19 protein-coding genes are annotated in these 21,113 nt (G+C 73.7%); 1 reads left to right on the forward strand and 18 read right to left on the reverse strand.

Going from position 1 to position 21,113, the window contains the following annotated elements:
• Nucleotides 1-10 precede the first annotated feature (10 nt).
• The 6 genes from ABFX81_RS08585 to ABFX81_RS08610 all read right to left on the reverse strand — a co-directional run bounded on the left by ABFX81_RS08585 (nt 11) and on the right by ABFX81_RS08610 (nt 7,104).
• The gene (locus tag ABFX81_RS08585; protein WP_428837157.1) at nt 11-1,306 is read right to left on the reverse strand and encodes a phosphatase PAP2 family protein; all 1,296 of its coding nucleotides are present in this window, start codon (nt 1,304-1,306) and stop codon (nt 11-13) included.
• 367 nt (nt 1,307-1,673) lie between these two features.
• Nucleotides 1,674-2,048 carry a hypothetical protein gene (locus tag ABFX81_RS08590; protein WP_086841558.1) on the reverse strand — a complete coding sequence of 125 codons (375 nt, stop codon included), beginning with the start codon at nt 2,046-2,048 and terminating at the stop codon, nt 1,674-1,676.
• 78 nt (nt 2,049-2,126) lie between these two features.
• Nucleotides 2,127-3,260, reverse strand: a complete 1,134-nt coding sequence (locus ABFX81_RS08595; protein ID WP_346137861.1) for an XdhC family protein — start codon at nt 3,258-3,260, stop codon at nt 2,127-2,129.
• A 19-nt stretch (nt 3,261-3,279) separates the two neighbouring features.
• The gene (locus tag ABFX81_RS08600; RefSeq protein WP_086852115.1) at nt 3,280-5,475 is read right to left on the reverse strand and encodes a molybdopterin cofactor-binding domain-containing protein; all 2,196 of its coding nucleotides are present in this window, start codon (nt 5,473-5,475) and stop codon (nt 3,280-3,282) included.
• The gene (locus ABFX81_RS08605; RefSeq protein WP_086852113.1) at nt 5,472-6,452 is read right to left on the reverse strand and encodes an FAD binding domain-containing protein; all 981 of its coding nucleotides are present in this window, start codon (nt 6,450-6,452) and stop codon (nt 5,472-5,474) included. The genes ABFX81_RS08600 and ABFX81_RS08605 overlap by 4 nt, the downstream gene beginning before the upstream one ends.
• A gap of 13 nt (nt 6,453-6,465) precedes the next feature.
• Nucleotides 6,466-7,104: a 2Fe-2S iron-sulfur cluster-binding protein gene (locus ABFX81_RS08610; RefSeq protein WP_086852111.1), complete on the reverse strand. Its 639-nt coding sequence runs from the start codon at nt 7,102-7,104 to the stop codon at nt 6,466-6,468.
• Between the two features lie 334 nt (nt 7,105-7,438).
• Between ABFX81_RS08610 and ABFX81_RS08615 the strand changes: the two genes are divergently transcribed.
• Entirely contained in the window at nt 7,439-8,749 is a 1,311-nt protein-coding gene (locus ABFX81_RS08615) for a hypothetical protein (protein WP_086852109.1), read from the forward strand.
• A 20-nt stretch (nt 8,750-8,769) separates the two neighbouring features.
• On the opposite strand, the gene ABFX81_RS08620 is transcribed toward ABFX81_RS08615, so the two are convergent.
• From ABFX81_RS08620 to ABFX81_RS08675, 12 genes are read right to left on the reverse strand one after another with little or no spacing between them, the layout of a single operon-like run.
• Entirely contained in the window at nt 8,770-10,416 is a 1,647-nt protein-coding gene (locus ABFX81_RS08620) for a zinc ribbon domain-containing protein (protein ID WP_346137862.1), read from the reverse strand.
• A 4-nt stretch (nt 10,417-10,420) separates the two neighbouring features.
• Nucleotides 10,421-10,984: a phage tail protein gene (locus ABFX81_RS08625; RefSeq protein WP_086854623.1), complete on the reverse strand. Its 564-nt coding sequence runs from the start codon at nt 10,982-10,984 to the stop codon at nt 10,421-10,423.
• Nucleotides 10,981-12,942 carry a putative baseplate assembly protein gene (locus tag ABFX81_RS08630; protein WP_086854624.1) on the reverse strand — a complete coding sequence of 654 codons (1,962 nt, stop codon included), beginning with the start codon at nt 12,940-12,942 and terminating at the stop codon, nt 10,981-10,983. Before ABFX81_RS08630 ends, ABFX81_RS08625 begins: the two co-directional genes overlap by 4 nt.
• Entirely contained in the window at nt 12,942-13,364 is a 423-nt protein-coding gene (locus ABFX81_RS08635; RefSeq protein ID WP_086854625.1) for a GPW/gp25 family protein, read from the reverse strand. The genes ABFX81_RS08630 and ABFX81_RS08635 overlap by 1 nt, the downstream gene beginning before the upstream one ends.
• Nucleotides 13,364-13,681 (reverse strand): PAAR domain-containing protein, encoded by a 318-nt coding sequence (locus ABFX81_RS08640; protein WP_086854626.1) that lies wholly within the window; start codon nt 13,679-13,681, stop codon nt 13,364-13,366. The genes ABFX81_RS08635 and ABFX81_RS08640 overlap by 1 nt, the downstream gene beginning before the upstream one ends.
• A gap of 31 nt (nt 13,682-13,712) precedes the next feature.
• A complete protein-coding gene (locus ABFX81_RS08645) occupies nt 13,713-15,536 on the reverse strand; it encodes a VgrG-related protein (protein WP_086854627.1) in 1,824 nt (607 codons plus the stop codon).
• A complete protein-coding gene (locus ABFX81_RS08650; protein WP_086854628.1) occupies nt 15,533-16,255 on the reverse strand; it encodes a CIS tube protein in 723 nt (240 codons plus the stop codon). The genes ABFX81_RS08645 and ABFX81_RS08650 overlap by 4 nt, the downstream gene beginning before the upstream one ends.
• Nucleotides 16,256-16,306: 51 nt before the next feature.
• The gene (locus tag ABFX81_RS08655; RefSeq protein ID WP_086854629.1) at nt 16,307-16,732 is read right to left on the reverse strand and encodes a phage tail protein; all 426 of its coding nucleotides are present in this window, start codon (nt 16,730-16,732) and stop codon (nt 16,307-16,309) included.
• Between the two features lie 41 nt (nt 16,733-16,773).
• Nucleotides 16,774-20,007: a hypothetical protein gene (locus tag ABFX81_RS08660; protein ID WP_346137863.1), complete on the reverse strand. Its 3,234-nt coding sequence runs from the start codon at nt 20,005-20,007 to the stop codon at nt 16,774-16,776.
• A gap of 4 nt (nt 20,008-20,011) precedes the next feature.
• Nucleotides 20,012-20,170, reverse strand: a complete 159-nt coding sequence (locus ABFX81_RS08665) for a DUF6760 family protein (protein WP_166681600.1) — start codon at nt 20,168-20,170, stop codon at nt 20,012-20,014.
• The gene (locus ABFX81_RS08670) at nt 20,167-20,661 is read right to left on the reverse strand and encodes a hypothetical protein (protein WP_086853790.1); all 495 of its coding nucleotides are present in this window, start codon (nt 20,659-20,661) and stop codon (nt 20,167-20,169) included. The genes ABFX81_RS08665 and ABFX81_RS08670 overlap by 4 nt, the downstream gene beginning before the upstream one ends.
• On the reverse strand, nt 20,658-21,098 hold the full coding sequence (locus ABFX81_RS08675) for a phage tail protein (protein ID WP_086853787.1): 441 nt from the start codon (nt 21,096-21,098) through the stop codon (nt 20,658-20,660). Before ABFX81_RS08675 ends, ABFX81_RS08670 begins: the two co-directional genes overlap by 4 nt.
• Nucleotides 21,099-21,113: the final 15 nt, after the last annotated feature.

Consider the following 21,113-nt stretch of genomic DNA (forward strand, 5'->3'; position numbering starts at 1 on the left):
GAGCGGCCCGTCAAGCCGGTTCGGGCTGCGGCTCCGGTCGCCGCGTGACGACAGCCGTCGGTTCCCACAGTCTGGTGGTCCGTACGTAGCCGTAGACCACTGAGGCCATCGCCAGAAGGAGCAGTGATCCGGAGAGCTCCTGATGCCGCGCCATCTCCATCGGGAGATAGCGGTACGACACCAGCAGCGCGGCGAAGACCGTGGTGCCGTAGACGACCAGCTGGATCCCCGGCCGGTCCCAGCCACGGTCGAGCGCACGCAGCGCTGCCTCGATGGTGAGCGCGAACACCACGCCGGCGATGAGATCCACGCCGTAGTGGTAGCCGAATCCCAGCGTCGCGGCGAGCGTGGCGATCAGCCAGAACGTACCGGCGAAGCGCAGGATCCTCGGGCCCTTGCGGGTGTGGATGAAGATCGCGGTGGCCCATGCCGTGTGGAGGCTGGGCATGCAGTTCCGCGGGGTGATGTCGTCGTACGACATCAGGTGCGGCGTGCCGATCGGCAGCGGCGTGTGCGGCCACAGATCGGCCGCCGCCCACTGCACGCCGCCGGTGCCGGAAGCGCCCGGGCCGTAGGCGAAGACCGGTCCGACCACCGGGAAGAGCATGTAGATGCCCGGCCCGAGGAGGCCGATCACCAGGAACGTGCGCACCAGATGATGGCTCGGGAAGCGGCGCTCGACCGCTACGTGACGCAGCTGGTACAGCGCGACGACGATCGCGGCCACCGCGAGCTTCGCGTAGACCAGGTCGAGAACGTTGATGCCGATCGGGCCGGTGGCCTGGAGCATGCGGCCCGCCAGCCACGAGGGGTTGCCCAGCGCGTGGTCGGCGGTCGCCACGAACTGGTCGAGCACCGCCGGGCGGGTCTTCGAGGTGATCAGCAGCCAGGCGTCGCCGGACTTGCGGCCGGCCACGAGCAGCAGGCCCAGCCCGACGCCCTTCAACAGCAGGACGCGTTCCCGGCCGGTGCGGCGCGTGACGGCGATGACCGCACAGCCCAGCATCACCAGCAGCGCGCCGTTTCCGAAGAAATGAGCGTCGGCCACTTCGACGCCGGCCGTCCACCGCACCAGCAGGAGGACGCCGTCCATGCCGATCGCGGCACCCACCGCGATGATCCGTTGCCGCCAGGTGAGCACCACCGACATCAACACCAGACCGCCGTACAGCGGCCCCGGTTTCGGGGCGAACACCGCCGCTTTGAGCTGGTCGGCGACCGGCCCCGGCTGTCCGTAGCGGCGTGCGGCGATCTCCAGTGCGACAACGAGTCCAAGAGCCGCCACGGCCACTGTGGCCCACAGCAACGCTCGCCACTGACGCCGAGCGGTCAACGGACTTCTGTTGGTTATTCGCGAAAACACCCGCTACGTCCTAGATATGAATTTTTCGGCTGATGTGCTCGATAGAGGCTCAATGGGAGAACGGCAATGGGATCAATCATTGTGAACCAGAAGACGCCGCGAGTTCGCAACAGGTTCACGACGGGTACCGACGGCAGCCGGTGGCAGGACGCGTTCGGGCCAGGGCAGCGTCCGGCGTACGGGCTCGCTGGACGCCGAGCTCGCCCGGCAGGCCGTACGACTGGTCAGCGAATGACGGACGCGGCCGGCCGAGGGGCCGGCCGGCGTCCGGGTGGGAAGTTCGGTCGAGCGAGGGAGCGAGGGCAGCGACTCACTGGTCGATGTAGCTGAAATCGCCCACGGTCCACGCGCTGACGTCCTCGATCGCGACTCGGTACATACCGCCCGTCTCGGGGATGCCGAGGCTGCCCTGGAGGATCCGGGCGAGGTGGAAGTGCAGGTGCGTGGGGGTCTCGCCGTGGCCGGGCCGGTTCTGGCGCGGGCCGCGGGTGAAGACGTCGGAGAACGGGCCGAGGTGGTCCGAGTCCTTCAGGACCTCCGCCACCCGCTCCCTCCACACGGCCTCGGGAGCCAACCGGCCGGTGATGACGGCGCCGCCGACGACCACGGTCAGTGACATCTGATTGCTTCGCTCGGATTCCACCGCGGCGGAAATGGCGACGAGCAGCTCATCAGGGTTCGACATGAGTCCACATCCTATTCGGCTGCCTGTCCCGGGGCCCTCCACGGGCGGGAAACGGCCGCGAACCGGCTGCGAGACGTATCAGGGCACCGGTGCCCGGTCCCGGTGGATCGGGCCGGACAGGTGGGACAAGGGCAGGCCCGTTCCCCGGTTGGTGTGGGCGACGATCTCCGCACTGATGGAGATCGCTGTCTCCTCGGGGGTGCGGGCGCCGAGGTCGAGGCCGATCGGGGAGCGCAGCCGGGCCAGCCGCTCCTCGGTCACGCCTGCCTCGGTCAGGAGGCGCAGGCGTTCGTCGTGGGTGCGCCGGGAGCCCATCGCGCCGACGTAGCCGACGGGCAGGTCGAGGGCCAGGCGGAGCAGGGGGATGTCGAACTTGGCGTCGTGGGTGAGGACGCAGATCGCGGTGCGGGCGTCGACTTCTGCGCGTTCCAGGTAGCGGTGGGGCCAGTCGACGACGATCTCGTCGGCGTGCGGGAAGCGGGCGGGGGTGGCGAAGACGGGGCGGGCGTCGCAGACGGTGACGCGATAGCCGAGGAAGGCCCCGGTCCGGCTCAGGGCGGCGGCGAAGTCGACCGCTCCGAAGACCAGCAGGCGGGGGCGGGAGGCGTGGACGTGGACCAGCACCGAGAGTCGTTCCGGGCAGGTGCCGCCATCCCCGCCGACCTCCGCCCGGGCCGTGCGTCCGGCCCGCAGCAGCGCCCACGCCCGTGCGCCGATCTCCCGGCGCAGTGCTGCGGGCAGCGGGCTGTGCGGTGTGCCGTGCCGGACGCCTCCCGCCGCGTCGACGTACAGCGTCCCGCCGACCAGGTCCTCCGGGCCCTCGACGACCTGGGCGACGGCGGCGGGCCGGCCCTCCACGACCTCGGCGAGGGCGGTCGCGAGGTGCGGGTGCGTCGCGGGGTCGACGCGCTGGACGAGGACGTCGAGTTCACCGCCGCAGGTCAGGCCCACGGCGAAGGCGTCGTCGTCGGAGTAGCCGAACCAGGCGCGCTGGGGAGCTCCCCCGTGGTGGAGCACCTGCCGGCACAGCTCGTAGACCGCGCCCTCGACGCAGCCGCCGGAGATGCTGCCGACCGCCTTGCCGTCCTCGTCCACCGCGACCGCCGTGCCGACCGGCAGCGGTGCGCTGCCGGTGACGTCGACGACGGTGGCCAACGCGAAGGGACGTGCTGCGCGGCACCAGCGGTGCAGTGTGTCCGCGATGTTCAGCATGGGTCCTTCTCCCTGCTCCTCAGAGCAACGCCTCCGCCGTGATGGGCAGTTCGCGGACGCGGCGGCCGGTGGCGTTGAAGACCGCGTTGGCGAGGGCGGGCGCGACGCCGCAGATCACCAGCTCGGCAAGGCCCTTCACGCCGAGCGGGTCGGCGTCGTAGTCCTCCCCGTCGAGGTAGATCGCCCTGAGGTCGGGGATGTCGGCGTTGACCGGGACCAGGTAGTCGGCGAGGTTGGCGTTGACGATCCGGCCGTCACGGTGGTCGGTGACCGTGTGCTCCAGCAGCGCCTGGCCGATGCCGCCCACCATGCCGCCGATGGCCTGGCTGTCCGCCAGCTTGGGGCTGATGATGCGGCCCGCGTCGTACACGGAGAGCATCCGCCGCACCCGCACCAGACCGAGCGTCGCGTCCACCGCCACCTCGGTGAAGGTCGCGCTGTAGCCGCTGATGGAGAACCGCTCGCCCCTCGGCGGGGTGAAGGAGGTGTCCGCTTCGAGGCGGGCGCGGCCGTTGCGGGTCAGCAGCCGCTGGTAGGACTCGCCGCGCGCCGGGTTCCCCTGCACGTGCAGGCGGCCGCCCCGGACCACGATGTCGTCGGGCGACACCCCGTGCAGCGGGGATTCCTCGTCCTCGACGGCCAGTCGGATCGCCTGCCGCCGGAGCTGGTCGCAGACGTCGAGCGTGGCGGAGCCGACGCTGGCCATGGTCTGGGAACCGCCGTGCGGCGGGGTCGGCGGGTAGCGGGAGTCGCCGAGCCGGAAGTCGACCGCGCGCACGGCCAGCCCGAGCGCGTCGGCGGCGACCTGGGTCTGGGAGGTGTACGTGCCCGGGCCCATGTCGCTGGTGGCGCACTCGATCACCGCCGTGCCGTCGGCGTTGAGGCGGGCGCGGGACTGGGCCGGGGAGACTGCGGTGTGGTACACGCCCGCGGCCATGCCCATGCCGATCAGCCAGTCGCCGTCCCGCGTGGAGCGCGGCTTCGGTTTGCGGCGCTGCCAGCCGAACTCGCGGGCGCCGACCGTGTAGCACTCCAGCAGCCGGCGCGTGGAGAACGGCGCGTTGTCGGACGGGTCCTGGGCCGGCTCGTTGCGGCGGCGCAGTTCGATCGGGTCGATGCCGAGCTCGTGGGCGAGTTCGTCCATGGCCGACTCGACGACGAAGACCCCCGTGGCGGCGCCGGGGCCGCGCATCCAGATCGGGGTGTGCACGTCCAGCGGCACGGTGCGATAGGCCTGGCGGACGCCGGGCGTGCTGTAGAGCATCTGGCCGGGCGTCATGACGGCCTCGGTGAACGTCTCGTACGACGAGGTCTCCGCGTCGATCCGGTGGTCCGCGGCGACCAGGCGGCCGTTCCGGTCGCCGCCGAGGCTCAGCCGGTAGTCGTAGGAGGGCCGGAAGCCGGTGCCGAAGTACATCTGCCTGCGGGTCAGGACCAGCTTGACCGGCCGGCCCGTGACCCGCGCGGCCAGCGCGGCGACCACGGTGTGCGGCCAGCAGCGCAGCCCGCTGCCGAAGCCGCCCCCGACGTACGGGTTGATGACCCGCACGGAGTCCAGCGGCACACCGAACACCGTGGAGAGCTCCAGCTGAGTACCGGGCACCCACTGGGTCTTGTCCCACACGGTCAGCCGGTTGCCGTCCCAGCGGGCGATGGTGGCGTGCGGCTCCATCGGGTTGTGGTGGTTGCGCGCCAAGCGGTACGTCAGGTCCAGCCGCACGTCCGCGTCGCGCAGGCCGGCTGCCACGTCGCCGCGCGCGTACCTGGTCGGCTCGCCCGGCTCGCCCTCGGCGAGGTCCGTGGTGGGCCGCTCGGCGTCGTAGCGGACCTTCACCAGGCTCGCGCCGTGCTGCGCGGCCTCCAGCGTGGTGGCCACCACGACGGCGACCGGCTGGCCGTGGAAGAGGACCCGGTCGTCCTGGAAGACGCGCAGCTTGCGGCCGGGCAGGTTGTTCGAACCGGAGGAGTTGTCGCGGTACGGCAGTGTCGGCGCGTTGCCGTGGTGGATCACCCGCAGCACACCCGGGACGGCTTCGGCGTCGTCCGTGTCGACGCCCGTGACACGCCCGCGGCCGATGCTCGCGTCGACGATGACCGCGTGCACCGCCCCGTCGACGTCGGACTCGGCGGCGTACCGCGCCTGGCCGGTGACCTTCAGCCGCCCGTCCACCCGGGACAGCGGCGCGCCCACGGCTGCCTGCGGCTGGGGGCTCACTTCGTACCTCCTACGATGCGCAGCTGGCGTTCGACGGTCCGCTTCAGCAGCGCGACCTTGAAGCGGTTGTGCCGCAGAGGGCGGGCCCCCTCCGTCGCCTTCTCCGCGGCCGCTGCCCACAGGGCGTCCGAGGGGCGCTCGCCGATGAGGTGCCGCTCGACGGCGGGCAGCTTCCAGGGGACGGTGCCCACTCCCCCGGCGGCGACCTTCGCCTCCCGGATCACCCCGCCCCGGATGTGCAGGGCGACCGCCGCTGAGGTCAGGGCGAACTCGTAGGACTGCCGGTCGCGCACCTTCAGGTAGCCCGACTCGAGGGGACGCGGAAGCGCCGGGATCTCGATCGTCGTGATCAACTCGCCCTTCCTGACGGCCTGTTCACGCTGCGGTGTGCTCCCCGGGCGCAACAGGAAGTCGGCGAAGGGGACTACACGCTCTCCGTCGGGGCCCAGCAGGCGCACTCGCGCCTCCAGTGCCGCGAAGGCCACGGCGACGTCGGAGGGGTGCGTGGCGACGCAGTGGCCGGAGGTGCCGAGGATCGCGTGCGAGCGGTTGACGCCGTGCAGTGCCGCGCAACCGGAGCCGGGCTCGCGCTTGTTGCAGTCGGCCGTCACGTCCCGGAAGTACGTGCAGCGGGTGCGCTGCATGATGTTGCCGCCGATGGTGGCCATGTTGCGCAGCTGGGCCGAGGCGCTCAGCTCCAGCGCCCGGGAGACGACCGGGTAGGCGGCGCGCACCGCGGGGTGGGCGGCGGCCTCGGACATCCGCACCAGGGCGCCGATGCGCAGGCCGCCCTCCTTGGTGACGAGGATGTCGCGCAGCGGCAGGCCGGAGATGTCGACCAGGGTCCCGGGGCGCTCGACGGTCTCGCGCATCAGGTCGACCAGGGTGGTACCGCCGGCGAGGTAACGACCGCCCGCGCTACCGGCTTTGAGGGCCTCACGGGTGTCGGAGACGCGGGTGTAGGCGAAGGGGTGCACGGTGGGCCGCTCCTTACTTCCGGCCCGCGGTCTGCTCGACCGCGCGCACGATCTTGACGTAACAGCCGCAGCGGCAGATGTTGCCGCTCATCCACTCCCGGATCTCCTCCGGCGAACCGGTGTGCCCCTCCTGGATGCAGCCCACCCCGGAGACGATCTGGCCGGGCGTGCAGTAGCCGCACTGGAAGGCGTCCTCGTCGATGAAGGCCTGCTGCAACGGGTGCAGCCGGTCACCGTCCGCCAGACCCTCGACGGTGGTGACCTCGGCGCCCTCCAGCCGCACGGCCAGCGTCAGGCAGGAGTTGACCCGGTGGCCGTCGACCAGCACGGTGCACGCCCCGCAGGCACCGGCGTTGCAGCCCTTCTTCGAGCCGGTCAGGCCGAGGTGCTCGCGCAGCAGGTCCAGCAGCGAGGTGCGGTTGTCGACCGTCACGGTCCGGCGGGTGCCGTTGACCGTCAACGACACCCGGCTGGAAGGCGACGCCCCCTCGGCGGTGGCTTCGTCCGGGACCGCGAGGAACGTCCCTCCGGCCACGACGGCACCACCGACCGCGGCACTGGTGGCGATGAAGGTGCGCCGGCTGGGCGCCGAGGAGGACTCGCCGGGTCCGGTGGGGGGTGGAACAGCAGATTCAGGGAGGTCAATGGACATGGATACGCCTTCGCATCACGGACGGATCGGCCGTACAGAGCGGCACGGCAGGAGACGGGATCGTTGTCACCGCAGACCTGGGCGACCGCGCGCCTTTCCGCGGCCGTCCATGTGGGAAGTCTGGCACCGCGAGTAGCGCCTGTGACGGGGAGAGTTTTGTCCCCCCTTGGTTTCCGCACGACGCCGACGGTGCGAGGACAGGGCTACGGCCCGGAGGACGACGGACTCGCGTGACGGGGGCGAGGCCGGGCGCGCGGTGCCGGGCAACGGGGGCTGCCCCCGCCGTGCCCTTCTGTCCCTGGGGCCCGCGTCCCCGCCCGCCTAGCGTGGCTCCATGCGTACTCATGAGACCCCCGGGCAGGCACACAGCGCGCCGTCCGTGTCCTCGGTACGGAACAGCCGTGACCCTCGCTCCCTCGCCGCCCTGCAGAGCACCGCGGGCAACACGGCCGTGTCGCGGATGATCACGGTGTCCCGGATGATGACCGAGGACGAGTTCAAGCAGAGCACGGCGGCTTCCGGGCTGCGTGGCCGCTCGGAGATCACCAAGGTGGACAAGGCGCTCAGGGCGTTCTACGCCCTGCCGAGTGCCAAACAGGGCGCCCGGCTGCTCGCCCTCAAGGACATCGTCAGGGCGTGCGGCGACTACGCCGCCCACAAGTCCGAGGGCGGGTCGCGCGTCAGGGGCACCGAGCAGCTCGGCCAGCAGGCCGAAGCGGCACAGGGACAGCTGGACCCCGAGGCGGTCTTCCGGGACCTGCTGACCGAACTCGACCGCATGATGAGCGAGGGGAAGAACCCCGACCTCGACATCCGCGGTCCGGCCGGTGAGGCCCAGAAGGCGGCCCAGGCCGTCTCGGCCGACCGGTTCCACGCGATGATGGGCGAGTTCGTCCAGAAGCTGGGGGCGCTGCGCGAGGACCGGGTACTGCCGGAGGAGACGCGCGCCGTCATCGGGGAACTGATGGCCGTGGTGCCCCTGGTGACGGTGATGCAGTACCCGCAGGGCGGCATGCCGGGCATGAAGCTCAACCCGGCCGGTGACGGCGGAAGCGCGGCGTACACGTTCAACGTCGACACCCAGACCAGGGGTGGCACCTCCTTCCTGCTCGGGCACATCGCCCACGAACTGACCCATGTCGCGGCCCATCAGGCGTTCGGCAGCAGCCCGGTGATGGAGCTGGTGCGGTCCGGGGCGACCGACGAGGAGGTCGCGGCGCTGGCGGCGGAACGCAAGAAGGCGCTCGGTGAGCTGAAGGCGGCGCTGGCCGGGAACCCCGAGTTCGACGACTTCCAGCAGGGGATGCTGGAAGAAAAGCTGGTCTACGGCGCCCAGCCGCACAAGCTGGAGCGGTACGCGGAGGCGTTCGAGAAGGCGGGCAAGATCACCGCCGCGCAGAAGGAGCGCCTGGTCGGCTGGGGCAGGGCGGCCGGCGACGCGTCAGGTGCGCTGGTCGAGTACGACACCGTGCTCAACCAGATGCTGATCTATCTGCACATGTGGCGGACCAGCCAGGACAATCCTTTCTACGTGCGTCTGCGGGAGGCGGCCCAGGGGGCGTACGACCGCCGGAGCCGTGCCCGCCTGGCCAGGAGCGGGCCGGCGGATCAACCGGCGAATCAGCCGGCGGATCAGTCGGCGTAGAGCACCGCCCGGGTGGTGGGTCAGCCTCGCTGGAAGAACTCCACCTCCGCCAGGGCCAGGTGCCGGCCCCCGGTCAGGCCGACGGGCGAGCGCAGGACCAGGCGTACCGTCTTCGCGTCGCTGATTCCGGTCGGGATCGTCTGCGGGCCTGGCTTGTCGCTGAGGCTGAGTTGCTTGTGGTGCCGCTTGCCGTCCTGCTTCGTCACCTCCAGTTCGAGCTGGAGCGCGCGGGCCTGGCGGGCGTATGCCTCCGCAGACGCGGACGCGCCGTTGGTGATGATGAGGTCGACCAGCCGGAACGGCTTGCGGAAGGTGTAGGTCACCGAAGCACCCGGCGCGGGCGCGGCCCAGTAGCGGTTGTTCAGCCCGTCCGTGGTGTTCGTCGCCGGGTGCCGGGGGATCTCGACGCTCGCCTCGATGCCCACCGGGGTCACGGGTTTCGGCTTGCCCAGCTTGTCCCGGGTGTCCTCGACCAGGGCGCGTCCGGCCGGCAGCAGCAGGAGGCCGCCCGCGCACAGAGCCGCCACCACGGCCAGGATCACCAGGAACCGCACCGCCCGGCCCGAGCCCGCCCGCACCCGGCGGCGCAGCGGCCACACGGTCCGCCACCACGGCAGCGGGGCGGGCTTCGCGGTGGGGTTCAGCTCGGACGCGCAGCGCCGGCAGAACCGGCGACTCGGCGGGTTGGGCGTGCCACAGGCGGGGCAGGGCGTCCCCGTCGCTTCGTCCGGCTCCGCCACGGGCCGCACGACGGGGCGCGGGGCCACCGGCTTCGCGGGACGTACGGGCTGTATGGGGTCGGGAGCCGACGCCTCGGGGACGGGTCTGGCCGGGGTTCGAGGGCCTGGGGTGTCTCGGGTGGCGGGAGCGGGGGTGGGGGCGGGCGGTGGGGCCGGCCGTCGCGGTGGCCGTGCCACGGGTCCGGACGCGGTGGGCCCGGACGCGGTGGGTCCGGACCCGGTGGTCCCGGCGGGCGCCGCGGACACGGGTGCCGTGGTGGGGGGAGCCCCAGCGGTGCGGGGGGCCTCACCGGCACGGGGTGTTCCGTCGGTGCGGGTGATCTCGCCGTCGCGGGGCGTTCCGCCAGTGCTGGTGCCCTCACCACCGGCGGGCGTTCCGCCAGTGCGGGTGCCCTCACCACCGGCGGGCGTTCCGCCAGTGCGGGTGCCCTCGCCACCGCCGGGCGTTCCATCGGTGCCCGTGCCCTCGCCAACGCCGGGCGTGGGGCCCTGTGCGGGAGCGGGGGGCTCGGTACCGGCATGGTCGGCGTCGGCGTCGGCGTCGGCGTCGGCCCGGGGCGGAGGGCTCGGGCGCGCGTCCTGGCCAGGGGCGGCTCCGAGGCCCTCGTCGTATCCCGGCCCTGAGCCGACCGTGTTCGCCGCCCCCGCCTCGCCGCCGCCGCGGCTAAGGCCCGTCAGCCAGGTGCGGGACGACGAGCTGCGGCCGGGCTCGGCGGCCGTGGGCCGGTCCGCCGCCGGGAGTGATGCGGACGCCGGGGTGGCGTCGGGCGGGATGGAGACCGGCGGGGTGGGGTCCGGTGCGTCCGCGGGCTCCGAGGGCGGGCTCGGGGCCGGCCCGGTGTCCGACCAGCCCAGGTAGGCACCGCAGTTGCCACAGAAGTCGTCCGTGGAGCCGTTGGACGCCCCGCACGAGGGACACGCGCGCATGGCGTCACCTCCCTTCGTCGGCGGGCGGGCCGGGCAGGACCTCCACCCGGCAGACGGTGTGCACCGGGCACATGGCCCGGACGATCTCGCGGGCCCGGTCCGGGTCCACCCGTGCCTCGCGGCCCGGCCACACCCGGACCAGAATCTCCGCGGAGGGCTCCGGCGGCAGCTCGGCACCGGCGGTGCTCGACCACGTCGCGCCGCCGTCCCCGGTCACCTCGGCGTGCACTCCGAGCGTGAGCCGCAGGCCCTCGACCAGGCCACGCCTGGTGCCGCGCCACCGGTGCAGCTCCACCGCGCGGACGACCGCTTCGCGGCGCAGTTCCTCGGGCCACTGCGGGTCGTCGGCGGCGCCCACCCACGACGCCAGCCAGGCCAGGAAGTCGGTCGGCGTCACCCGTGGGTCGAGGTAGGCGGGCAGGTTGTCGAGGGTCGCGAACACCGGGGCGAGGACGGTGTCGAGACCGGCGGTGAAGCGCTGCGCGAAGTCGTCGTCGGCGTACAGGGCCGGCAGTTGCCCGCCGATCGGGTACCTGCTCGGCAGGCCGGGTACGGCGGCGCGGCTCATCCGCGTACCTCCGCCTCGGCGACCGTGACGACCACCTGGTGCTGGTAGGAGAAGACCAGTGCGCCCGCGGCCACGTCGATGCGGTCCGTCGGCGCGCCGCGCCGGCCGGTGATCGGGTCGGCGGGGAAGAGGCGGATCTCCTCCACGAGCGCGCTGCCGGCGGCGCGTTGGAGGACGCCGAAGACGTCGCCGTACTGAACCGGCCGCCCGAAGGGCCAGCCGGTTCCGTCCGGGCCGCCGACCAGCGGGTTGAGGTGCCGGAACAGCGCGGCGAGCGCGGCGTCGCGCACGCGGTCCGTGTCGCCCGGTGCCGCCGCGAGCCGGGCCACCACGGTGACGCCCTGGTAGACCGGCGGCTCCACCACGAGGCGGGTGCCGATCAGGCGCCGCTCGTCGAGGCTCCGGGTGATCGCTTCCAGTACCTGGTCGGAGGGGATCAGTTGCTCGAAGCGGAGCCGGTCGTCGCCCTCGTCGGCCACCGCGTCCGGCACCACCAGGACCCGCACCGCGCCCGCACCGTCCGCGGCGGGCAGACACCGGACCCGGCGCACCGAGGGCGCCGCCTGGCGGCTGATGATCTCGTAGTCCTCGGCGGTCACCGCGCGTTCCTGCATCCGCAGCGCGTCCGGCGCCCGCAGCTTGGCGTTCTCGACGGTCTCTCCGGCGACACCACCGCGCGCCGCCTCCCGGTTGGTGACCCGGGCGACGTAGGGAACGGAGCTGCGCAGCACGGAGATCGCGCCACGGGCGACGTTGCCGGCCGGACCGCCGCCGGTGCGATAGCGGGCCACCCGCACCTGGGCGCCCTTGGGCGGTACGGCACCGCACTGCCGCAGCGTGCCGTCCGGCTCGCGCAGCACCGGGGGGAAGCCGAACTCCCCGGTGGTGGCGTCCACGCGGACGTGCCGGTCGGCGGGTCCGGAGCGGCCGAAGTGCTCGACCAGGCCCCAGCGTTGCCACCCCTCGGGCGAGGACACCTCCACGACGGGGGGCTCGGCGCCGAGGAGGACGGGCGGGCGGCCGAGCCGGAACGTCTGTCCCGCGACGCCCTCCGAGGTGCCGAGCGGCACGTCGGTCACGGTCTCGGCGTGCTCGACGGACATGGTGCCGCCCACCGTGAACACCGCCGCCTCGCGCACCGTCGGGGACTCCGAGTAGAACGGCTGGCCCGGCTCCGCCTCGGTGACGCGGCAGCGCAGCCATCCGGCCCGGGTCCCGCCGATCACCGACGCCGTGTGCCCGGCCGGTACGTACACGATGACCTCGCCGGGCCGGTTCAGCCCGCCGGTGGTGTCCGTGCCGGTCTCGCACACCCGCCAGCCGCCGCCGTCCCACGCCTCCCACACGAGCGGGGGCTGGCGCGGGTCCACGCCGACGCCCTCCACGCGGCTGTCCAGGCGCACCGCGACGACGCAGCGCGGCACCGCCGTCGGCAGGCCGAACAGCAGCGCGTCACCCGGCTCCGGTGCCGCCTGGAAGCAGGGGATGTCGCGGCCCTCGGCGAGCGTTCCGGTCCGGTCGGTCTGCTCACCTGACCGGTACGCGGTCACCAGACGTGTCAACTCACTGGGCAGGATGCGCAGTTCACCGGTGGTCGTGAACACCACGGCCTCGTCGGTCTCGCCGCGCGCGGTGGTCACCTCGGTGCCCGCGGGCAGCGCCACCGTGTCGGGCTGCGGCGCCGACAGCCAGAAGTCGACCTCGGCCACGGCCGCGGCCGGCGGGAACCTGCGGATGCCCAACAGGTCGAGGAACGCGGTGTAGTTCTTGTCCGGGACCCGGTTCAGCCGGTACAGCAACTGGTCCACGAGGTAGGCGAACGTCTCGATCAGGGTGACGCCCGGGTCGGAGACGTTGTGGTCGGTCCACTCCGGGGCACGCTGCTGCACGTACCGCTTCGCCTCGTCGACGAGTTGCTGGAACCGCCGGTCGTCCAGGTTCGGGGAGGGCAGGGCCATCAGTCGGCGACCGTTTCCTCGGCCCCCTCCTCGGAGGGGATCGTGTAGAAGGGGAAGACCAGGTTGCGCCGGTCGTTGGTGGAGCGCACCGTGTAGTGCACGTCGATGTAGAGCGTGCCGTCCTCGACGGCGTCGAAGGCGACCACCACGTCGTCCACCGTGATGCGCGGCTCCCACCGCTCAAGGGCCTCGCGCACCTGCTGCGCGACGCGTCCGGCGGTGGCGCCGTCGCCGGGGGCGAAGACGTAGTCGTGGATGCCGCAGCCGAACTCGGGGCGCATGGGGCGTTCGCCGGGCGCGGTGCCGAGCACCAGGTGGATCGCCTCCTCGATCTCCCGGTCCTTCTCGACCATGGCGATGCCGCCGGTCGGCCCGACCCGCAGCGGGAACGCCCAGCCACGCCCGATGAACCGCTCGCTCATCACACGCCCCCGATCAGGACGTTCGGGGCGCCGGTCAGGACCATCGCGCCGCACGCGGTCCGGTCGCGTGCCCGCGCGGCCGGCAGCCCGCCGACGAGGACCGTGCCCGCGGCGGCCGCGGCCGGGTTGGGCAGGATCACGTTGGCCGGGCCCGTGGCCGCGTGCGGCGGCATCGGGCAGGTGTGCAGGCTGCCCACGACGGCGGCGGGGCGGCCGCCGATCAGTACGGTCGCCACCGCCCTGGCGGCGGCGGGCGGCGGGGTGGCGATCACACCGCCGTGGTCGGTGGGGTCACCGGTACGGGCTGCGGCCGGCATGCGGCGCTCCTTACGGCAGTAGGGGACAGGGTCAGTTGATCCGGATGAGCTTGGCCTTGAGGACGCCCAGCAGGCCGCCGTCGACGGTGACGTCCGAACTGCCGGTGACGCTCACCGAACGGCCGCCGATCTTCACTCCGACCCTGCCCTGGATGTCCACGTTCCGGCCCGACACGCTCACGTTGCCCCGTCCCGCGTCCAGGGTGATGCCCGTCTTGTCGAGCAGGACGGAGGTGAGGGGCTGCCGGCCCCTGGCGTACACCGTCAGCTCGATCCGGTCCTGCCGGTCGTCCAGGAACACTTCGAGGCGTTCGTCACCGGTCGTCAGCCGCACCCCGGAGCGGCCCGGGGCCCGCGCGTCCAGCAGCTCCACCCGGTGCCCCGAACGCGACACGACGGAGCGGCGGTTGACCTTCCCGGTGGTCTTGTCGATCAGCGGGACGTCGTGCGGCGACGGCTTGTCGACCCCGTTGTAGAGCCCTCCGATGACGTACGGGCTGTCCAGCAGGCCCTGTTCGAAGCCCACCAGGACCTCGTCGTTGACCTCGGGGCTCACCACGCCTCCGCCGCCCTTGCCACCCCACTGCACGGTGCGCACCCAGTCGGTGGTGTACGTGTCGTCCAGCCAGGGGAACTTCAGCTTCACCGCGCCGCTCTCGGCGCCGCCCGGCTCGCGCACGTCCGTCACCACGCCGATCGCGAGCCCCGGGATACGCGGTCCGCGGCCCGGCGCGTTGGCGCCCGTCACCAGACCCGTCAGGGAACGGTCCGGGCTGGCGCTGACCCACACCGTCGTCCGGTACCCGCCGTGCGGCTCCAGGACGTGCTGCACCGCCGTCGCCGTGTACTTGCCCGAGAACGCCTGCCCGACATTGCCGAGCGCCACCGGCCTGCCCGCGCGCAGCCGGGGGTTTCCCTCGGCCACCGCTTCCAGCTCCCCGAAGCCCGCGCTGACCTGAGCGGCCGTCGCGTCGGCGACCGCCGTCGTCTCGGCCTGGGTGCGGTAGGGGGTGTCGGTGACCGTCAGCTTGGCCGACTTGCCGAACCGGGCGGCGAACGCCGGGCTCAGGCCCGGCACCACCGTGTCACTGGTCACCGACGGCTGCCGGGCCACCAGCGGCCGCTTCGTGGTGACGTCCCAGCCGCGCACCTCCACCTGCGACGCGCCGTCCGCGGCCGACAGCGAGGCCCGCAGCGCCAGCAGGTTCCGCCCGTACTCCAGCACCATCGGGTTCCGGGTGGCCGGGGTCGACGGCGCGGGCGCCCCGGACGCCTTCTGCGGCCGGGTGAACTGGAGCAGCCCCTTGTCGTCGACGCGCACCTGCGCGCCGCTCTCGGCCGCCAGGTACTGGAGGAAGTCCCAGTCGGACACGTTCGCCTGCGACAGCTGCCGGTAGGTGACCGGCGCGGCCTCCACGGTCCCGCAGGCCAGCCCGGCCCCGGCGGCCACCTTGCGGACGATCGCCGCCGCCGTCATGTTCCGGTACGCCACGACCTTCCGGCCCCGCTGGAGACGGTGTGCCTTGGAGTAGGCGCGCACCACGGTGAACGAGCCCGTGCGGTCCCGGTCCACCTCCAGGGCCGTCACCTCGCCGTTGAACAGCCGCTCGCGGGCCTGCCCGGCCGCCGTCACCACCGACACGCGCAGGGGGGTGCCGATGGTGATGCCGGCCGCCCTCAGGAACTCGTGGTCGGGGTCGCGGAAGGTGAGCACGGCCGCGTCCGGCAGGCCCACGTTCTCGTCCACCACGCAGCTCACCAGCTGGGCGGCCCAGACCGGCGGAAGTTCGGCGGGCGTCTCGATGACCGGGTCCGCCGCGAACGACCGGCCGCCCCGTGCCTCGGGTGTGGTCACCGCTCCTCCTCACCGCCCGCGTCCCGCAGCCCCGGCACCACCAGTTCGGTGCCGGGCACGAGCGCCATCGGGTCGTCGATTCCGTTCGCCTCCGCGATGACCCGCCAGGCCGTCGCGTCGCCGTACTCCCGCCAGGCCAGCAGGGCCAGGCTGTCGCCCGCCACCACGGTGTGCGTGCTGCGGGCGGTGCGCGCGCCGGACGTCGGGTTCTGGCCCGGCGGGTCGACGCTCGCCTCCTCGATCGACAGCGCGCAGGTGGCCCGCAGCGGCTTGCCGTCCACGTCGAACAGCGTGTACGACACCGACAGGCTGGAGAGCACCCCGTCGAACGAGGTCGTCCGCGCGGTGCCCCACTCGAACCGCACCCAGGGACTGGCCGGCTTCTTGCGGCCGAGGCTGGCCGGGGTCGGCACGCATGCCTTCATCAGCTTCTCCACCGCCTGCTCCACGGAGTTGTCGTGGGTGGCGGTGGCGTCCAGGAACACCTCCAGGCTCAGCTCGCGCGGGCCGCTGCCGACGAACTCGGGCAGCGCCGACTGCCCCGCCATCCGGGACGGGGAGCGCCGCCACTCGGTGGTCTTGCGCAGCTCCAGGGTGGAGGGGTTGAACTGCAGGTCGAGCCGCGCGATCGTCCCGCCGGGCTTCGCACCGACCGAAGCGGGGGGTTCCTTCAGGGTCAGCTGGGCCCTGGCCCGGCTGGAGCGGACAGCTGGGGACATGCCGGGACTTCCTTTCCGGGACGGATACGTGGGGTGGGGGGCAAGGGCCCGTCAGGAAGGGCGCAGCCCCTCGTGGGCGATCTCCAGGGTCTCCACCGCCGGCTCGGAGCTGGCGGGGTCGAAGGACGGCCCCTGCCAGCGCACCGGGACGATCCCGAACACCTGCCAGCCGATGATCCGGGTCAGGTCCGGTTTCAGCGCCACGATCTCGCCGTCCTTGGGTTCCACCCGCTTCAGCGTCTCGTCGAGCCAGCGGCCGATCTTCGCCGTGTCGGCGGTGACCGGCCGGGTGAGCGTGATGTTCGACCAGCTCACGCGCCCGGGCAGCTGCCAGGTGAAGCCGTTGTTGCCGCCCTCGGCGTAGCTCTCCATCTCGACCTCGGCGCCCATGCCGGAGCAACTGTGGAAGGCGCCCAGGTCGTTGCCGCCGATCGCGAGCCGGAAGAACACGCTCGTCGCGAAGATGCTGTCCGTCATTCGTCCGTCATCCGTTCCGTGACCTCATCCGTTCCGTGGCCTCAGCGGCGTCCGTCGTGGGGGCGGCCCGTGCGTTCCCGGCCGCGCCTCAGTTCCGTGCGCAGCAGCCGGGCCACCGGGTCGAGCAGGCGGCGCGCCAGCTCGTCCAGGTCGAGGCCGGGATCCTGCGGTGGCTCCGCGCGCCGGTCGGCGCCCTTGCCGGAGACGGACGGCGTGGCGGACACGGAGGCCGACCGCGGGCGGCCACGCGCCGGTACCGCCTTGGCCGGTACGCCCTTGGGTGCGCCCCTGGGTACGGCGTCACCGGCGCCGGAGCCGGCGCGCTGGACCGGGGTCGCCCGCCGGACGACGGGGACAGGCCCCACCGGTGCCGCTGCCGATGCCGGTACCGGCATGGCCGACGGGCGGTGCGTGAGCGGCGGCGCCTGCGGTGCGGTCACCGGCAGGGAGCCCGCCGGTACGGCGGCGGCCGGGCCGGGCGTTCCGGTCCCGGGTGCCTCCCGGCGGGGCGGGGCGGGCCGGACGACCGGGACGCGTTGAACGGACGTCGTGGAGCCGGTGCTTCCCGCGCCCGGGTCCTGCGGTCCGGGGCGGACGGCCGCGGCCCGCTGGATCCGCGGCGTCGCCGGGGCGGCGGCCGCGGCCCCGCCCGGCGCCGGCCGCACGGGCTGACCGGCGGGCGGCGCGGAGCCGCCCTGGCGGGCGGTCGGTACACCGGAGCGGGAGGCGGTCGGTTGTGCCGGGGCGGTCCGGGCGGCAGCCGGGGTCGTCCTGGCGGCAGCCGGTGTGCCGGGCCAGCGCGCCGCCACCACGGGACGGTCGCCGGAGCGGGCGGCGGCGGGCGCTGCCACCCCTTCCGGAGCCCGGGTGTTGAGAGTGAGCGGGCGCGCGGCGAGCAGCGCGAGGGTGCGGGGCGCAGCCGGGGCGGAGTGCGCTGCGGAACGGGTCACGGTGAGGGGGAGCGGGTCGGCCGCGCCGGGAGTCCGGGTGCCCGAGGCGCCCGATGTGCCCGACGTTGCTGACGTACCCGACGTACCCGACGTTGCTGACGTTGCTGACGCGCCTTCAGCCACGGCCCGGGCGACGACGACCGGGCCCGGGGCCTCGGGGCCCGAACGCTCCGTCGGCACCCCCACACCGCTTCGGGGCGTTGCCGGACCGAACCTGACGTCGCCAGGGCCGCTCAGAGGCAGTTGCCCACCGGAGCCAGCCCCGCCGGACGCCGTGCCGGGTCGTCGCGCGTCTCCTGCGGCGCCCGCCGGTGCCGGGCCCTGGGGGGCCTTGACGGTGGACGGCGTCACCAGCGGCGTGGCGGGCTCGCTCCCATGGTGCGCGGGGCCGGGCTCCATGGCGCTCGCCCTGGACGAGTCGGTTGCGAGACGGCGCTGCACGTCGCCCGCCCCCAGAAGCGGCGCGTCCGCTCCGCTTCCTCCCGTCGCGCGGGACGCGGCCTCGGTGGGGGTCGGTTCGCGATCCGTCGTGGGCGGCACCGGAGCGGCTTCGGGTCCCCGGTCCTGCCGCACCGCGGCGCGCTGGACCTCCGGGCCGGACGCCGTGGAGCCCGGCAGTCCGGCGCTCGGCGGCAGCGCGGACAGCGGCGCGCCCAGGCCGCCGCGCGCGCGTGCCCCGGTGCGGGCGGGGGGCCGGGGCGGGGTGTCGGCCGGTGCGGCGGGGCCGTCCGAGGTGCCGTGGGCCGTTCCCCTCGTCCCGCCGGCGTAGGCGTCCGGGGTGCCGGCCGTGCCGTCCGTGCGGCTCTGGACGACGGGCAGCGCCGGGCCGGGCGTGGGGTGCGGGACGGGGGCGCCCTGCGTCGGCGGCGCTGCCGTGGCGGGCAGTTCGCCCAGCGGGGCGCCGAGGGGCGCGCGGCTGCCCGCGCGCGTGGCCCGGCCCTGTGCGGGGGCGGTCGAAGGCGCCCCCGTCCGGGCCGGTGTGGTCGTGGTGGAGGAGCGGCCGGGCGCGTCCGGGGCCGTGCCGTTGCCGGGAGCCGGGGTGGTGGCGGGCCGCAGGGCGGGGACGCGGCGCACGGGTCCGGCCGGGCGCCTGGCGACGGTCAGGGTGGGCCCCAGCGGGCGCGGTCGGACGGCCGGGTGGGACACGTCGGCGCCGGCGGCACGGGATGCTTCCGGCGGACCGCCCCCCTGGGCGGACCGTGTCCCCGTCGTCCTCTCAGCGGCGCGTGGGACGGGCCGGCCGGACAGCGTACGGTCCTCGGAGCCGGCCGTCGGCCGGGATGCGCCCCCGGAGTCGGGCGTGGGGCCGCCGGACCGTGCCTGCGGGGCTGACCCGCCGGAAGCGGGCCGGGCCACGGCGCCGTCGACGGCCGCGCCCGGGACCGCCGACACACGTCGTACCAGGGGAATCCCCGGAGCGGCCGGACCGTGGCCGGTGCTGTCGGGGGCCACGACCGGTCCGGAGCCCGGCTCTGCGGCCCGTTGGACGGAGGGAGTCGACGGGGAGAGCACGGCGGGGGAATCGGCGGACGCGATGCCCCGAGCCCGAGGCACCTCGCCCGAACGGCCCGGCCCCGCGATGCTGTTGTCGCCGGGTCGGGCCACCACGGACTGCGGCCCGGACCCCGTGTTCGCACTCCCCCCACCGCCGGAGCCGCTACGGGAAGGCCGTGCGGCGGACACCGAGCCGGACGACACCGGTCCGGACTGGACCGAGCCGGACGAGCCCGAGCCGGACGACACCGGTCCGGACGACACCGGTCCGGAGGACCCCGAGCCGGACGACACCGAGCCGGACGAGACCGAAGCGGCCCGCGCGGGGCCGGACGGCCGTACCCCCGGACGCGTCCGGTGCGACACCTGCGGTGGCGGGGCATCCGCCAGCCCGGCCGCGCCGTTCGACGCCCCGGCGTCCGGTGCACCGTCCCGCGGGCCGTCCGCCCCCTCCGGCCGAAGCGCCCGGAGCAGCAGCGGCCCCCCGCCGGTGTGTGCGGGCTGCGGGGCGGCCGCGCGGGTGACGCCGCGCACCAGGCCGGTCGGGGCCGTGGGCAGCAGGGCGTGGCCGAGGCCGGTGTCGAACGACGGGTTCTGCCAAGCGGCGAGGCCCGCGCGGAAGGCGAGGCCGTCGCTGACGCCGAGCGGGGCACGGGAGACGGTGAGTTCCGGCGCCGTGGTACGGCGCCAGCCGCCGTCCCAGTCACCGGGAACGGCGGGCCCCGGGTCGCCGGGCGCGGCAGAACCCGCACCGGAGTCCTCCGTGCGCCGCGCGGAGTCCGCGGCGAACGGTCCGGCGGCCCGGCGGCGCAGCCTGTCCCGCCATGCCATGTGCTCAACCGCCTTCGTTCACGCGGGTGTTGATGCGGGCGATCTCGGCCACCCACTGCCGGCGTTCGCCGTGGGTCAGGTCGAGGATCTCCTCGCGTGGCCAGTGGAAGTGATAGGCGATGTACGCGATCTCCTCCCGGAGCCGGGGAAGGGCGTACGTCACGATTCCCCCAGGCGCCCACCCGAGAGGTCGACCTCGAAGCCGCCCTCGCAGTGCGGGCAGGTCACCGCCGCGCGAGTGTGGCCCTCGCTGTTGACGCGGCGGTAGAAGTCCTGGAGGAAAGCGACGTCGGTGGCGTACATCCGTTCCACGACCCCGGCGTGCACATCGGTGATGGTGCCGATCCGGGTGATCACCTGGCTCAGCAGCACCACGCTCAGGTACGCCGGGTTCTCCTTGACCCGCAGGTCGATCTGCGGCCGCAGTTCGTCACGAGCGGTGGCCAGGCGCATCGCGCCATGGCGGTGCACCGTGCCCGCCTCGTCGACGTAGCCGCGCGGCAGTTCGAACTCGAACTCGGTGCGCAGCCCGTGGTCCTCTCGTGGCGGCGGGGCGGCGGCGGGGGGTGCCGCCGCCTGCTCGGTCGCCGGGGCGGGCGCCGTGACCTGGAGGATCTCCTCCAGGTTGCCCGCCGTCACCGTACGGCGCCTCATTCGACGATGATCTCCTCGAACACGATCGTGACGGACTCGGTGGCCGCGGACGACTCGCCCGCCTTCAGGGCCGGGCCCTCCCACTTGGAGGCCCAGCCCTGCATCAGCTGGATACGGCGGACCGTGGTGCCCTCGGAATCCTTGATCTCGATGGTGAGGTTCTGCCGCGCGGTGTTCACGGCGCCGTTGTTCAGGGTCTCCTTGATCCAGTTGGTGAACTCACTGCTCTGGTCGAGTCCCCGCGTGATCGTGATCTCGCCGGCCTGCCGGCCGCCGGGCTGCTTGCGGATGATCTGCTTGCCCTCGGCGCTGACCTGCTTGATCTCGACGACATCCTCCTCGACGGTCAGCCCGCTGATCTCCTGGATCGACTCGACCAGGTAGCCGCCGAGCTGCACGCCGAAGACGTGAGTGGAAAGAGCATCGCCCGTTGCCATGACTGTCTGTCACCT

Origin of the sequence: Streptomyces coeruleofuscus (genome assembly GCF_039532725.1) — a bacterium.
Taxonomy (GTDB): Bacteria; Actinomycetota; Actinomycetes; order Streptomycetales; family Streptomycetaceae; genus Streptomyces; species Streptomyces coeruleofuscus.

Bases quoted from the DNA above. Each gene is read 5' to 3' on its own strand.
- ABFX81_RS08590 (WP_086841558.1), bottom strand. From the start codon at position 2,048: ATGTCGAACCCTGATGAGCTGCTCGTCGCCATTTCCGCCGCGGTGGAA.
- ABFX81_RS08595 (WP_346137861.1), bottom strand. From the start codon at position 3,260: ATGCTGAACATCGCGGACACACTGCACCGCTGGTGCCGCGCAGCACGT.
- ABFX81_RS08610 (WP_086852111.1), bottom strand. From the start codon at position 7,104: ATGTCCATTGACCTCCCTGAATCTGCTGTTCCACCCCCCACCGGACCC.
- ABFX81_RS08615 (WP_086852109.1), top strand. From the start codon at position 7,439: ATGCGTACTCATGAGACCCCCGGGCAGGCACACAGCGCGCCGTCCGTG.
- ABFX81_RS08620 (WP_346137862.1), bottom strand. From the start codon at position 10,416: ATGCGCGCGTGTCCCTCGTGCGGGGCGTCCAACGGCTCCACGGACGAC.
- ABFX81_RS08625 (WP_086854623.1), bottom strand. From the start codon at position 10,984: ATGAGCCGCGCCGCCGTACCCGGCCTGCCGAGCAGGTACCCGATCGGC.
- ABFX81_RS08630 (WP_086854624.1), bottom strand. From the start codon at position 12,942: ATGGCCCTGCCCTCCCCGAACCTGGACGACCGGCGGTTCCAGCAACTC.
- ABFX81_RS08635 (WP_086854625.1), bottom strand. From the start codon at position 13,364: ATGAGCGAGCGGTTCATCGGGCGTGGCTGGGCGTTCCCGCTGCGGGTC.
- ABFX81_RS08640 (WP_086854626.1), bottom strand. From the start codon at position 13,681: ATGCCGGCCGCAGCCCGTACCGGTGACCCCACCGACCACGGCGGTGTG.
- ABFX81_RS08650 (WP_086854628.1), bottom strand. From the start codon at position 16,255: ATGTCCCCAGCTGTCCGCTCCAGCCGGGCCAGGGCCCAGCTGACCCTG.
- ABFX81_RS08655 (WP_086854629.1), bottom strand. From the start codon at position 16,732: ATGACGGACAGCATCTTCGCGACGAGCGTGTTCTTCCGGCTCGCGATC.
- ABFX81_RS08660 (WP_346137863.1), bottom strand. From the start codon at position 20,007: ATGGCATGGCGGGACAGGCTGCGCCGCCGGGCCGCCGGACCGTTCGCC.
- ABFX81_RS08670 (WP_086853790.1), bottom strand. From the start codon at position 20,661: ATGAGGCGCCGTACGGTGACGGCGGGCAACCTGGAGGAGATCCTCCAG.
- ABFX81_RS08675 (WP_086853787.1), bottom strand. From the start codon at position 21,098: ATGGCAACGGGCGATGCTCTTTCCACTCACGTCTTCGGCGTGCAGCTC.